We start from the raw sequence: 11,586 nt of genomic DNA, 5'->3' as shown, positions 1-11,586 counted from the left end.
TTACGCCAAGATTGCACCAGATACCAAGGAGTACAGATAAAACGAATCGCACGCCAATGGTTGTAAAAAGGGAAATACCCGTGGTAAATCGTACATCTCCGGTAGCACGTAGTCCTTTTCCCAGAGGATCCGCAAATGGAAAAACAACCGCATTTGCAATATTGTGAATCAGAACCAGCCAGATTACCAGATGTCTTGTCTGTTCGATAAAAAGCGGAATGATCATTCGTTTTAACTGTTTATTAGAAAAAAATTGTTCTGATTGCTGCATGTTCGTCTCCTGTTCGGTTAAGTGCTATATTATTATTCAAACGCCAATATATAAAAATATTACTTTATACGTGATGCATGTGAATAACTCTAAATCATGTGGTTATAGGATGTTTAAAAGAGATGCCCATTGAAATGGAGCATCTTTTATTATAGTTATACCTTTCAGGCATGTAGAGAATATAAATCGAACGCTTTGTTCGATTTATTTGTTTTTACAGATTGATCATATGTATTAGTAACATTCATGAATTGATATGATATTATATACAAGCACATAGAACACACATGGAGATTTTGTTAATATTTCTTATCAATTAACATGCTATAATTATAATTCTGAAACTGTTTCTACATAAGGAACCATTAAGTAAGCTCCACTCTCAATTGTATCTCCACTTAAATGATTCAGTTCTTTTACTTGCTTAATATATTCCTGTCTGCTGAAGGATTTCTCTCCCATATAGCGATCGGCAAGATCCCATAATGTATCGCCTTCTTCCACTTCTACTGTCTTATAGTAAACATTTTCTGTTTTTGCGGAAGACGCATTTACCTGATTGGCACGCAGACAATTGCTGATGATCAGAACAGAAGCTATGATTGTAAAAAACAGGATCAATGCAGTGATCAGTTGTCTCTTTGCGGCTTTTTTTCTTCGAATGGCACGTACACTCTGGCGGTGTGCAGTGGCAGCTTTTGCCTGTGCTCTCTGATATGGGTTTGTATAATAAATAACGGAATAGGTACTCATAATGTTTCTCCTCCTTTGTGAATATATGATGTTCGATAATTTGTTCGGAACATCTGTTCGATAATATTATTATATAAAACGTTTGTTCGAATGTCAAGAACAAGATGCGAACAAATTTTCGGAATATATGTTTGATTTCAAGATTCTGGTATGCTATAATTTAATCAACAGAAGGAAATGATTGCTTTTGTTTTTCGTTCGGGAATAATATACACTGCGTATAATGAAAGTAATCCCCGTTAAATGAATGAAGGAGAATTACAGCACTATGTCATACGGAAAAATTACAGATAAACAGAGAGAAATTTTAGAATATATTAAAGCAGAGATTTTAAACAGAGGATATCCGCCGGCAGTTCGTGAGATCTGTGAAGCGGTAAAATTGAAATCAACCTCTTCTGTTCATGCACATCTTGAAACATTGGAGAAAAACGGCTATATTCGTCGTGATCCGACCAAACCGCGTGCGATTGAAATCGTAGATGAGAACTTTAATCTGACCAGACGTGAAATGGTAAATGTTCCGATCGTTGGAAAAGTTGCAGCAGGGGAACCGATCCTTGCAGTGGAAAATATTGAGAACTACTTCCCTATTCCGGCAGAGTTTATGCCAAATGAGCCGACGTTTATTCTTCAGGTACAGGGAGAAAGTATGATCAATGCGGGTATTTTGGATGGCGATTATGTACTGGTTCAGCAACAGCCTACCGCGAATGATGGAGATATGGTTGTTGCACTTGTAGACGATTCTGCAACGGTTAAGACATTCTATAAAGAAAATGGATATTATCGTCTGCAGCCGGAGAATGACTTTATGGATCCAATCATTGTCTCAGAAGTCATGATCATGGGAAAAGTAATCGGAACATTCCGATTCTTCAAGTAAATCTTGTTTCGGGTGGCGCAAAAATTCACAAATATCACAGTGTAAATTGAGAACACCAGCAATTTTTCTCAAGGAGCGATTGTTAGCGACTGAGACAAATTGCTGGTGTTCTCTTATTAAAATTAAATAGTAAATTTTTAAGTCACAAAAATATCCTTTCGCAAACATGATTTTTCTGTTTTTCGTAAAAATCGTTATCCTCTGTTTTAAGCAATATTTGCTTGTTTCAGACGATTAGTAGTCTAAATAAAACCTTAATTTTATTTAGTTTGGAACTTGTTGTTGCTATCATAAATCGTTGAATTCCTCGATTAAAGAGGCTCATGATTTAGATTTTAATAACCCATTGCTTTAACAATATCATCGTCTTTCAGCTCAACACCGACTCTTATTTTTTCGATAAGATCTCGCTGCCAATCTTCTAGTTCGTCCACTCTCCATTCACTGATCTCTTGTGCAACGAAGCGACGTTCCCTATCCCATATACTTTCTTGCTTATCCTTGTCTGTATATGGGATAGATCTGTAATACGTTTTCTCACTAAATTCATACTTTACATTGAAATATAGATATCGGAAATATTCTGTGTAATGTATTTCTTTTGGAATTTCTGCACCATAATATTTGCCGTTTACTTCTTTGTAATGATATAGCTTCTGTTCAGAAAGCCGTATGTCAAATAACTCTTCGATTGTTTTATCTTTGTCTTCCGGGTGTTCTTTAAAGTGCTTTTCCTGCCACTCATCAAATAGATCAAAAGTATATGGTTGTTCGAATAGTCTTGATGTTTCTTTGCCACATATTTTTTCGCCAAAGAAATCTGCGCCACTTCTAAAACGTTCTATAATCCTTTTGTCCCTATTTGTTAAGGGCTTATTCTCCTGTATTTGTTGCTTGAATCTATGTGCCATAGACAGTTTAAGACTCCATTTTGTATATTCTGTATGTTCTTCTTCTGTCCATTCCGATTCAGGCTTTTTGAATTTTATGACATCCGGTTTAAAATTTTTCATAATATATCCGGCATAGTCTGCGACCGGAATTGTTTTAGGTATTTCGTTATTTATAATTATATTTCCTCCACATCTTCTTTTTCCCTGATATTTCCAAATGGTAGTTATTGGTCACAAGGGATTGTTCCCCACTTAAATGAAAATTTCACATCTTCTAAAGTAGGGTTTTTCTTTATTTTTACGAGATTTTTTAGGTATTCATTTAATTCTTTTTTGTTTTTTAGGTAGATTTTAGCTTTAAATTTTTTCATTTTGCCTCCATTAAAAAAGCGTATCACCGGTTTTGCCAGTAATACGCTTCGTTTTGTTGGTTGGTTTGCTACAGAATAATTGTTTTTACAAATTATAGAAAAATGCTAGTTACTTCTGTACAAAAAAAGAATTAAAGATCTTCTGGTGCGATAATCTTTCCATCCTGCCAGATTCTCTCCAGATCATAGAATAAACGATCCTCTTTAGAGAACAGATGAATAATAATATCTTTATAATCCATTAAAATCCAGCTGGAATTATTATTTCCCTCTTTCTGTGCACAGTGGAATCCAGCTTTGTACAGATCTTCCTCTGCGGCGTCCATCATTGCCTGTAACTGATTGGTATTTGCAGCGCTGGCAATAACAAAATAATCTGCGATGACAGAAATCTCACTGATATCGATTACCTGAATATCTTCTGCTTTTTTCTCAGAAAGTGCGTGGCAGGCAATTTTTGCCATGTTACGTGATACGTCGTTCATTTGTTCAGACTCCTTTCCTGTTCTGGCTATTATGCCAGTCTCTGTAGTATTCATAAGCGGAAACCGTAGTCGGATCCATGGGCTGATCTTCGTGAGCTTTCAGATAATCCACAGTATCTTTTAAAATCAGATAAGTGGTTTCGTCCAGATCCTTATCTGCCAGTTTACGCAGTTCTTTTAAATGTGGTGCTTTGTCGCGATTCGGCTCAATATAATCCGCAATAAATATAATTTTATCCAGCAGGCTCATATCCGGCACGCCGGTTGTATGCACGCGAATGGCATGCAGAATATCAAAATCAATGATCTGGTATTCGTGTTCTGCCAGGATCGCTCCGCATTTTGCATGCAGAAGAGACGGATTTTTGTATTCCGCATCGCTGATAGAGACACCATATTCCCGGCACAGTGCGATTTTTTTATCGTCTGCCATGTATTTTGCACAATCATGCAGTAAACCTGCCAGGGCAGCCTTTGCGCAGTCATAACCATGGATTTTGGCCAGATGCTGTGCAGTATCGGACACGCCAAGGGTATGTTCGTATCTTGCCGGTTTCAATTTATTTTTTAAATCTTTTTGGATTTCTTTTGTTGTCATATCGGATCCTCCCGATAAAGTGCATGATCTCTGATATATTCGTTTACAACATCTGGAACCATATACCGGATTGTCTGCCCGTTTGCGGCACGATCACGCAGCTCTTTGCTGGAAACACTGAAATTTGGTGTGTTTAAACGGTAGAAATCACAGTGGTATTTCTCACGAAGGTAGGTAATCTGACCATCCACCCGCTCTTCATCCCAGTTTCCGCGCACTGCCGCCAGTATTTTTGCATATTGACAGATCAGCTCCGGATGTCTCCAGTCATCAAAATCAAACAGGGAATCCGCTCCCAGAATAAAATACAATTCACATTCCGGATGTTCCTGATGCAGCTGCTGTAACGTTGCATAGGTATAATTTACTCCGGAATTTTGAATTTCACGATATGAGATAGAAAACTTCGGATTGTCTGCGATCGCGGCTTCTACCATGCGGCAGCGATGTACGCTCATATCCTCTCCCATAAACTGTTTGTGGGGAGCATGTCCTGTCGGCAGAAAGATCACATGATCCAGATCAAACTGTGCACAGGCATTTTCTGCGATCAGCAGATGCCCGTAATGGATCGGATTGAAGGTGCCACCAAAGATTCCCATTTTTTTATTCAGAGCCATATCTGATACTCCATTTCTGCCAGATTACGGTAAAACGATCTTTGGATCATCCTTATCCGGTTTGTATAAAACGATTTTCTTGCCGATAACCTGTACTACCTGAGAATGAGTACGCTCTGCGATCACGTTTGCAATCTCACGCGGATCATCAAAACAGTTTTTTAATACACTCAGCTTGATCAGCTCATGTGTGTTAAAACATTCAGAGATCGCATTTACGATTTCCGGTGTCACACTGGATTTTCCAACCTGAAAGATCGGCTCCAGATTCATGGCAAGACCTTTTAAATAAGCTCTCTGTTTACTTGTCATAATTATTCTCCATATGCTGACCATGCAAAGTTTCTTATCTAAAATATCAAAAACGTTCCATGATCAGACTTGTATATTTTTATTTATAGTAATCAAAGGAAAGACCATACATACGTACCGTATCTCCTTCCTGAATGCCTAATCCTTCCAGTTCCTCTAAAATTCCCTGATCTTTCAAGAAACGCTGGAAGAACAGGAAACCTTTCTCGGATTCAATATTGGTATAGCCAAGCATTTTTTCGATACGTGGTCCTTCTACCACGAATTCGTCCGTTTCTTCATCATAGGAAACGGTATACGGTTCATCCAGATACATTGCTGTGGATGGATCGTATTCCTGCTCAAATACAACCGGTTCAGAATCCATGCCCTGCAGCATTTCATTTACTGCATATAAAAGTTCTTTTAAACCTTTTCCGCTGACTGCGGAAATCGCAAATACACGGATGCCCTGCGGCTCAAATTCCTGACGCAGTTTTTCTACCGGATCTTCGTCACCGGCATAAATGGCATCAATTTTATTTGCTGCGATCACCTGTGGTTTTTTCGCCAGTTCCGGATTGTATGCTTCCAACTCTTTGTTGATGGCATAAATATCTGCAATCGGGTCACGACCTTCAGTGGATGCCGCATCTACCATGTGGATCATGACTTTGGTACGCTCAATGTGTTTCAAAAACTCATGACCAAGTCCGATTCCTTCCGATGCTCCCTCAATCAGTCCCGGAATATCCGCGATAACAAAGCCCTGTCCCTCGTCCAGATCAACCACACCAAGGTTCGGGTTTAAGGTTGTAAAGTGATAATTTGCGATCTTTGGCTGCGCATTGGTGACACGGGATAATAACGTGGATTTTCCAACATTTGGGAAACCGACCAGTCCGACATCAGCGATAACTTTCAGTTCCAGACGAACTTCCAGTTCGATGCCCGGTTGTCCCGGCTGCGCGTATTTTGGCGCCTGCATGGTAGCGGTTGCATAGTTCTGATTGCCTTTCCCACCACGACCGCCTCTTAAAATGATCTGGCGGGTATTATCACCGGACATATCGGCGATGACTTTATCTGTCTCAGCATCACGGATGATGGTTCCTGCCGGAACTTTCACAATGATATCTGCACCGTTTTTGCCGTGGCAATTACGCTTTCTGCCCTCTTCCCCGTTCTCAGCGGCATATTTACGACGATGTCTGAAGTCTGTCAGAGTGTTCAAACCTTCATCGACCTGGAAAATGACATCTCCGCCTTTTCCACCGTCGCCGCCGTCAGGACCGCCGTTTGGGACGTATTTTTCACGGCGAAAGCTGACATGTCCGTCTCCGCCTTTTCCTGATTTTATAATAATTCTTGCACTGTCTGCAAACATAATTTTCTTTTTCCTTTTTTATAGTAGAAAATAGACTCGGCTATAAAAGTCGAGTCTATTGATGGTTTTATTATTCGTTCGTTGCTACTGGATAAACGGAAGCCTGTTTTTTGTCTCTTCCTTTTCTCTCGAATCTTAATACACCATCTACTTTTGCAAATAATGTATCATCTCCGCCGATACCTACGTTCACGCCTGGGTGAATCTTAGTACCACGCTGTCTGTATAAAATATTTCCAGCTTTTACAAACTGTCCGTCTGCTCTTTTTGCTCCTAATCTCTTGGACTCGGAATCACGGCCGTTCTTTGTAGAACCTACACCTTTTTTATGAGCAAAGAACTGAAGATTCATGTTCATCATGTTTCTTACACCTCCTCGAAGATCAGATCAATATATTCTTCGTAGTTACTCTCCATGTTCTCTAAACCTAAAACCAGCGATTTCAGCAAAAGCTGCGCATCTGCTCCATTATTTTCTGTAATTCGAAAAGAGATCATTCCGTCCGTCTCATTGCTGTCGCAATAAAACAAAGTATCGGTAAACTCTTCAATGGAATTCATGCAGTTGATTGTCATTGCGGATACTGCGGCACAAACGATGTCATTTTCATCGGAATACTCTGCATGTCCCAAACAATCAAAACCAACAAACTGCTGATCATGGTTCTGGTAAACTGTTATTTTTACCATTACATGTTACCTTTTCAATTTCAATTAACCATTAATCTTTTCGATTTTAACTTTGGTAAAGCACTGTCTGTGACCGTTTTTGTTGTGGTAACCGGTTTTTCTTTTATATTTGTAAACGATTACTTTTTTGCCACGTCCGTTAGCTACAACGGATGCTTCTACGGTAGCGTTCTCAACAGTCGGATTGCCGATTTTCAGACTTCCGTCGTTTACTGCTAATACCTGATCGAAAGTTACTGTCTCACCAGCTTCTGCTCCAAGCTTTTCAATGGTAATGATATCGCCTTCAGAAACTTTGTACTGTTTACCACCTGTTGCTATAATTGCGTACATATGGCACCTCCTATTTATCATTACTCGCCAATTTCGGTGCTGCATGATCTGCAGTCTTATACCTCGTTGTGCGGCATCTTTTGTATAATATCAGAATGTTTCTATTCTGTCAACTGTTCTGCCAAACTTTTTTCAACTTTTTTTCTTGTGAGTTCTACAAGATTTAATCTGGTCATATCAACGACCTGAACCGGTACGGAATCTTCCCGGACGCATCGTCTTAAATGCTCCATGACCGTCTTCTGATCTTCCTCACGTTCCAGATTGATAAAATCAATGATTACGATTCCGGAAATATTTCTAAGACGTATCTGCGCGGCAGTTTCCGCAGCTGCTTCCAGATTGATCTTCAAAAAATGTTCCTGTCGGTCTTTTTTTGTCACACTTTTTCCGGTATTTACATCAACGACAGTCAGTGCTTCTGTTGGTTCAATGACAAGATAACCGCCGGACTTTAACCAGACCTTTTTTTGCAGGGCATCTTCTGTCTGTTTGTTCAGATTGTAAAGAGCAGCAAGCGGAAGTAAATTATCTTCATACAATCGAAGTGGAATCTGTGCAAAGGAAGGATCGCTTTCCTGCTGCTGCCGGATTGATTCAAAAACCTCCGGCAGATCGGTTATGATTTCTGTAAAGCCTTCCTGATAACTGTTTTGCAGATACTTCATGTAACTTTCCGGTGTCCGACTGACACAGGAAAAACAGGTACGCATCGTGGCTGTGCGAATCATCTGTGTTAGTTTTTCTTTTAACGATTCATATTCCTGTAACAGCAATTCATCGGATACTTCTCTGGCATTTGTCCGTACAATGATTCCAAAATTTTCGTTTTTGCAACCGGATAATACTTCCCGGTAATGTTCTTTTTCCAGTTTGGTCAGTTTTGAAGAAAAGCCAAGCCGGTGATCGCCGCTGGTCAGAACCAGATAGCGTCCGGTTACATTCAGATTTGCCGATACGGTAGGTGCTTTTGTCTTGACACTTTCCCTTGTCACCTGTACCAGCAGTTCGTCTCCCTGTACCAGTTTTTTGGAAGGGATCTTTTTGACAAAAATCGGTTCCGCTGCTTCTTCCATGGAATAATAACAGGCAAGTCCCGGTTGGATCTCAATAAAAGCCGCCCGGATGTTTGGGACCACTTTCTGTACCCGTCCTACATAAATATTACCAAGAATGGATTCCTGCTCTACCTTTCGACAGCGGACTTCCACTAAGCGTTGTTCCGATACCGTGGCGCACATGCGTATCTGACTGCCACAGATGGACGTATCTGTGATAATGACTTTATGATTCAAGGTTGTCACCTGCCTGATACAGCGGTCTTAAGCCTTCTTCTGTACGCTCATAAGTCTCCACTCTGTGGATCTGTATATTAAATGGATCATAGGTTTTCCCAAAATACTGATAAAAATCCTGTAATACCAGTTCCGGTTTGATATTATCGGTGCTTCCGGTGGAAAGCTGCAGGAAAAATCCCTGCCAGCCAAGTTCCTTTAAGTCACATGGATGGAATACATAGATTAACGGTTTGATGTCAATGACACGCTCACTTTTTTTCGTCTGCTTTGTCACTTCTATGGTTTCCCGTTCCTCATAATACTGATGGATTTTTTTCCCCAGTTCTTCCTGTGTAAAATCAACCTGATTTTTAAAATAAACAATATAGTCTGCTGCGGCTACCGAAGTCATCGCTTTTTTCGCATCCTGACGCAGAACAACATATTCTGTAATTTCAATTCCATCTACCATAACTGCGTTCAGTGCATCTCTGGATTCGTCGGTAGATTTTGTAGAATGTACTTCAATATCCAGATACTCGCCGTCACTGGTGATGCCGACACCAAGAGGAGCCGCAAAGGACATGATCTGGTGCGGGGAAAATCCCTCGGAATAGGCAATATCGATATTGGCACGGCGCATGGCTTTCTGAAAATAACGCATGATATCCAGATGTCCGATAAAACGCATGACACCATATTTTCGGAATTTAATTCTTATTCTCATAGCATACGCCTCCTTTGTATTTCATTGCTCCGCAACCGGCACATTTCTGACGGCAGTTCGGAGTAACGGTCTCTGCATTTGCTGCATGCCATTCACGCAGCAGGAAGTTTTTGGTGACACCTGCATCGATGAAGTCCCATGGGAAAAGCTCATCTTCGCTTCGCACTCTTGTTGTATAGAAATCGGTATCAATCTGATCTTCTGCAAATGCATCCAGCCAGATCTGCTCATCAAAGAATTCAGACCATGCTGCAAAAATACCGCCTTTTTCATAGATTTTGATCATGGTATCACAAAGACGTCTGTCGCCTCTGGCAAGAATACCCTCGATCATGGTGACATCTGCCTCATGCCAGTTGTAGCGGATACTTTTTTTATTTAACTGAGATTTGATGGTCTCATTTACGATTTTTGCACGACCAAGGAATTCGTCCTTGGTACACATCGGACTCCACTGGAACGGTGTGAATGGTTTCGGGACAAAGAAAGAAGTACTTACTGTAATCTGGCATTTTCCATTTCGCTGATCCTTCGGAATCTCGTAATAACGCTCCGCGATTTCCTCTGCCAGCTCACCGATAGCTTTCATATCTTCTACGGTTTCTGTCGGTTGACCAAGCATAAAATATAATTTTACCTTATTCCAGCCGCCTTCAAAGGCAAGTCCTGCACCGTGCAGAATATTTTCCTTTGTCAGACCTTTGTTGATCACGTCACGCAGACGCTGAGAACCGGCTTCCGGCGCAAAGGTCAGACTGCTCTTGCGGATATCCTGTACTTTGCTCATAACATCCAATGAAAACGCATCAATACGCAGGGACGGCAGGGAGATATTTACACCTTTGTCCTTAAATTCATCGATCAGGAAGGTCAACAGTTCTTCCAGATAGGTGTAATCGCTGGAACTTAAGGAACTTAAGGAAATTTCCTCATGTCCGGTGTTTGTCAGCATCTGATAAGCCTTTTCTTTTAACATTTCCAGATTGCGCTCACGTAACGGACGGTAAACCATACCTGCCTGACAGAAGCGGCAGCCACGGATACAGCCACGCTGGATCTCCAGCACGACACGATCCTGAGTGACTTTGATAAACGGTACCAGCGGCTTGTCCGGGTAAACGGATTCCGACATATTTTCTACTACCTGACGGTGAATGGTTGTCGGAATATCATCATAGATCGGATGAAAATCCGCAATGGTTCCATCTTCGTGGTAAGATACCTCATAAAAAGCCGGAACATACAATCCAGGGATTTTTGCTGCTTCATGCAGGAAATCATGACGGTTATAACTGCCATCCTCTTTCATACGCTCATAGAGATCAAAGAGGTCATCGTATACGGTTTCGCCCTCTCCAATATAGAAAATATCGAAAAAGTCAGCGATGGGTTCCGGATTATAGGTACATGGACCACCGCCAACGACGATTGGCATATCATCGGTTCTCTGACAGGCTTTCAACGGGATTTTGCCCAGATCCAGAATCTGTAAGATATTTGGATAGCAAAGCTCATACTGCAATGTCATGCATAAGAAATCAAAATCCTTAATCGGATCCTGCGTCTCCAATGCAAACAGCGGAATATCCTGTTCTTTCATGATTTTGTGCAAATCCGGCCATGGAGAATAGACACGCTCACAGTAGACATCGTCTCTTAAGTTAAACTGATGATACAAAATCTGAATGCCAAGATGAGACATACCGATCTCATAGACATCCGGAAAGGCAAATGCCACACGGATTTTGACATCATCCGGATTTTTGCGCACCATATTTACCTCATTTCCGATATAACGGGCAGGCTTGTCTATGGTTAATAAAATTTCATCCTTTAATGCAAGTTTATTATTCATTCTGTGTTTCCTTATCATTTTATTTATCCTGTGTTTTTCAGGTTTCTTAAAAAGCAGATTTTATTGTATGTGCAAGAAATATTTTCGTTATTTTTTATACAATGAATCTGCGCGATTTCTAATTGTAGCATACAGCACGAAAAAGCGTC

The 11,586-nt window shown here is 40.6% G+C and carries 15 protein-coding genes and 1 pseudogene; 1 reads left to right on the top strand and 15 read right to left on the bottom strand.

Going from position 1 to position 11,586, the window contains the following annotated elements; translation table 11 throughout:
* Both LG34_RS01860 and yneA read right to left on the bottom strand, forming a co-directional pair.
* Positions 1-271, bottom strand: a pseudogene (locus LG34_RS01860) (hypothetical protein); the annotation flags it as partial.
* A 330-nt stretch (positions 272-601) separates the two neighbouring features.
* Positions 602-1,024: a cell division suppressor protein YneA gene (gene yneA / locus LG34_RS01855; protein WP_109214619.1), complete on the bottom strand. Its 423-nt coding sequence runs from the start codon at positions 1,022-1,024 to the stop codon at positions 602-604.
* A 268-nt stretch (positions 1,025-1,292) separates the two neighbouring features.
* On the opposite strand from yneA, the gene lexA reads away from it, so the two are divergent.
* Positions 1,293-1,910, top strand: a complete 618-nt coding sequence (lexA, locus tag LG34_RS01850; protein ID WP_109214618.1) for a transcriptional repressor LexA — start codon at positions 1,293-1,295, stop codon at positions 1,908-1,910.
* 335 nt (positions 1,911-2,245) lie between these two features.
* On the opposite strand, the gene LG34_RS01845 is transcribed toward lexA, so the two are convergent.
* The 13 genes from LG34_RS01845 to LG34_RS01790 form a co-directional block, all read right to left on the bottom strand.
* Positions 2,246-2,923, bottom strand: coding sequence for a hypothetical protein (locus LG34_RS01845; RefSeq protein WP_109214617.1), 678 nt, complete (start codon positions 2,921-2,923; stop codon positions 2,246-2,248).
* 104 nt (positions 2,924-3,027) lie between these two features.
* Positions 3,028-3,174 carry a hypothetical protein gene (locus tag LG34_RS16585; protein ID WP_015529224.1) on the bottom strand — a complete coding sequence of 49 codons (147 nt, stop codon included), beginning with the start codon at positions 3,172-3,174 and terminating at the stop codon, positions 3,028-3,030.
* 131 nt (positions 3,175-3,305) lie between these two features.
* On the bottom strand, positions 3,306-3,659 hold the full coding sequence (gene rsfS / locus LG34_RS01840; protein WP_109214616.1) for a ribosome silencing factor: 354 nt from the start codon (positions 3,657-3,659) through the stop codon (positions 3,306-3,308).
* Positions 3,660-3,663: 4 nt separating this feature from the next.
* Positions 3,664-4,257, bottom strand: coding sequence for a bis(5'-nucleosyl)-tetraphosphatase (symmetrical) YqeK (gene yqeK / locus LG34_RS01835; RefSeq protein WP_109214615.1), 594 nt, complete (start codon positions 4,255-4,257; stop codon positions 3,664-3,666).
* Positions 4,254-4,877 (bottom strand): nicotinate-nucleotide adenylyltransferase, encoded by a 624-nt coding sequence (nadD, locus tag LG34_RS01830; protein ID WP_109214614.1) that lies wholly within the window; start codon positions 4,875-4,877, stop codon positions 4,254-4,256. Before nadD ends, yqeK begins: the two co-directional genes overlap by 4 nt.
* Before the next feature lie 24 nt (positions 4,878-4,901).
* Complete coding sequence (gene yhbY / locus LG34_RS01825; RefSeq protein ID WP_109214613.1) at positions 4,902-5,189, bottom strand: ribosome assembly RNA-binding protein YhbY; 288 nt, start codon at positions 5,187-5,189, stop codon at positions 4,902-4,904.
* A 79-nt stretch (positions 5,190-5,268) separates the two neighbouring features.
* On the bottom strand, positions 5,269-6,555 hold the full coding sequence (gene obgE, locus LG34_RS01820) for a GTPase ObgE (protein ID WP_109214612.1): 1,287 nt from the start codon (positions 6,553-6,555) through the stop codon (positions 5,269-5,271).
* 70 nt (positions 6,556-6,625) lie between these two features.
* Entirely contained in the window at positions 6,626-6,916 is a 291-nt protein-coding gene (rpmA, locus tag LG34_RS01815; RefSeq protein ID WP_021738743.1) for a 50S ribosomal protein L27, read from the bottom strand.
* 5 nt (positions 6,917-6,921) lie between these two features.
* Complete coding sequence (locus LG34_RS01810; protein WP_109214611.1) at positions 6,922-7,245, bottom strand: ribosomal-processing cysteine protease Prp; 324 nt, start codon at positions 7,243-7,245, stop codon at positions 6,922-6,924.
* A 24-nt stretch (positions 7,246-7,269) separates the two neighbouring features.
* Entirely contained in the window at positions 7,270-7,578 is a 309-nt protein-coding gene (gene rplU / locus LG34_RS01805; RefSeq protein WP_109214610.1) for a 50S ribosomal protein L21, read from the bottom strand.
* Positions 7,579-7,679: 101 nt separating this feature from the next.
* Positions 7,680-8,873 carry a ribonuclease E/G gene (locus LG34_RS01800; RefSeq protein ID WP_242979771.1) on the bottom strand — a complete coding sequence of 398 codons (1,194 nt, stop codon included), beginning with the start codon at positions 8,871-8,873 and terminating at the stop codon, positions 7,680-7,682.
* A complete protein-coding gene (locus LG34_RS01795; RefSeq protein WP_109214609.1) occupies positions 8,863-9,582 on the bottom strand; it encodes a TIGR03936 family radical SAM-associated protein in 720 nt (239 codons plus the stop codon). The genes LG34_RS01800 and LG34_RS01795 overlap by 11 nt, the downstream gene beginning before the upstream one ends.
* On the bottom strand, positions 9,566-11,437 hold the full coding sequence (locus tag LG34_RS01790; protein WP_109214608.1) for a TIGR03960 family B12-binding radical SAM protein: 1,872 nt from the start codon (positions 11,435-11,437) through the stop codon (positions 9,566-9,568). Before LG34_RS01790 ends, LG34_RS01795 begins: the two co-directional genes overlap by 17 nt.
* Positions 11,438-11,586: the final 149 nt, after the last annotated feature.

This window comes from Eubacterium ramulus (assembly GCF_003122485.1).
GTDB classification, from domain to species: Bacteria; Bacillota; Clostridia; order Lachnospirales; family Lachnospiraceae; genus Eubacterium_I; species Eubacterium_I ramulus_A.
The sequence above is the reverse complement of the archived record's forward strand: the minus strand, read 5'-3'. Positions and strand labels throughout refer to the sequence as shown.

Excerpts from the sequence above, each read along its gene's own strand:
- yneA (WP_109214619.1), bottom strand. The coding sequence starts at position 1,024 with ATGAGTACCTATTCCGTTATTTATTATACAAACCCATATCAGAGAGCA.
- lexA (WP_109214618.1), top strand. The coding sequence starts at position 1,293 with ATGTCATACGGAAAAATTACAGATAAACAGAGAGAAATTTTAGAATAT.
- LG34_RS01845 (WP_109214617.1), bottom strand. The coding sequence starts at position 2,923 with ATGAAAAATTTTAAACCGGATGTCATAAAATTCAAAAAGCCTGAATCG.
- LG34_RS16585 (WP_015529224.1), bottom strand. The coding sequence starts at position 3,174 with ATGAAAAAATTTAAAGCTAAAATCTACCTAAAAAACAAAAAAGAATTA.
- rsfS (WP_109214616.1), bottom strand. The coding sequence starts at position 3,659 with ATGAACGACGTATCACGTAACATGGCAAAAATTGCCTGCCACGCACTT.
- yqeK (WP_109214615.1), bottom strand. The coding sequence starts at position 4,257 with ATGACAACAAAAGAAATCCAAAAAGATTTAAAAAATAAATTGAAACCG.
- nadD (WP_109214614.1), bottom strand. The coding sequence starts at position 4,877 with ATGGCTCTGAATAAAAAAATGGGAATCTTTGGTGGCACCTTCAATCCG.
- yhbY (WP_109214613.1), bottom strand. The coding sequence starts at position 5,189 with ATGACAAGTAAACAGAGAGCTTATTTAAAAGGTCTTGCCATGAATCTG.
- obgE (WP_109214612.1), bottom strand. The coding sequence starts at position 6,555 with ATGTTTGCAGACAGTGCAAGAATTATTATAAAATCAGGAAAAGGCGGA.
- rpmA (WP_021738743.1), bottom strand. The coding sequence starts at position 6,916 with ATGATGAACATGAATCTTCAGTTCTTTGCTCATAAAAAAGGTGTAGGT.
- LG34_RS01810 (WP_109214611.1), bottom strand. The coding sequence starts at position 7,245 with ATGGTAAAAATAACAGTTTACCAGAACCATGATCAGCAGTTTGTTGGT.
- rplU (WP_109214610.1), bottom strand. The coding sequence starts at position 7,578 with ATGTACGCAATTATAGCAACAGGTGGTAAACAGTACAAAGTTTCTGAA.
- LG34_RS01795 (WP_109214609.1), bottom strand. The coding sequence starts at position 9,582 with ATGAGAATAAGAATTAAATTCCGAAAATATGGTGTCATGCGTTTTATC.
- LG34_RS01790 (WP_109214608.1), bottom strand. The coding sequence starts at position 11,437 with ATGAATAATAAACTTGCATTAAAGGATGAAATTTTATTAACCATAGAC.